General features: G+C 68.3%; 1 protein-coding gene. It reads left to right on the forward strand.

From position 1 onward, the window contains the following. The coding region (locus tag D9V41_RS16180; protein WP_133434231.1) for a crotonase/enoyl-CoA hydratase family protein at window positions 1-545 on the forward strand (545 nt) is incomplete at both ends.

A 545-nucleotide genomic window follows, 5' to 3' on the forward strand; every position in this document is an offset into this window, starting at 1 on the left:
CAACCGCCCCGAGCGCCTGAACGCGATCACCGCCGAGAAGGCGAGGGAGATCGCCGCCGCCGTGGGGGAGGCGGACGACGACGACGCGGTGCGCGTCATCGTGCTGCAGGGAGAGGGGCGCTCGTTCTGCTCCGGCTACGACCTCAAGGTCTACGCCGAGGAGGGCCTCGACCATCAGGGACAGGTGTGGGATCCCATCAAGGACTTCCGCATGATGAAGTCGAATACGGATCACTTCTTCACCCTGTGGCGGTCCGCCAAGCCCACGATCGCCAAGGTCCAGGGGCACGCCGTCGCCGGGGGCAGCGACATCGCACTCTCCTGCGATCTGGTCGTCATGGCTGAGGACGCCCGCATCGGGTACATGCCTGCCCGCGTCTGGGGCTGCCCCACCACGGCCATGTGGGTCTACCGGCTCGGCGCCGAGCGGGCCAAGCGCATGCTGTTGACCGGCGACACCATCGACGGCGTTCAGGCGAAGGAATGGGGACTGGTGATCGACGCCGTCCCCGCCGACGAGCTGGATGACGCGGTCGAGGCCCTGG

This window comes from Aeromicrobium phragmitis, assembly GCF_003674095.1.
GTDB lineage: Bacteria > Actinomycetota > Actinomycetes > Propionibacteriales > Nocardioidaceae > Aeromicrobium > Aeromicrobium phragmitis.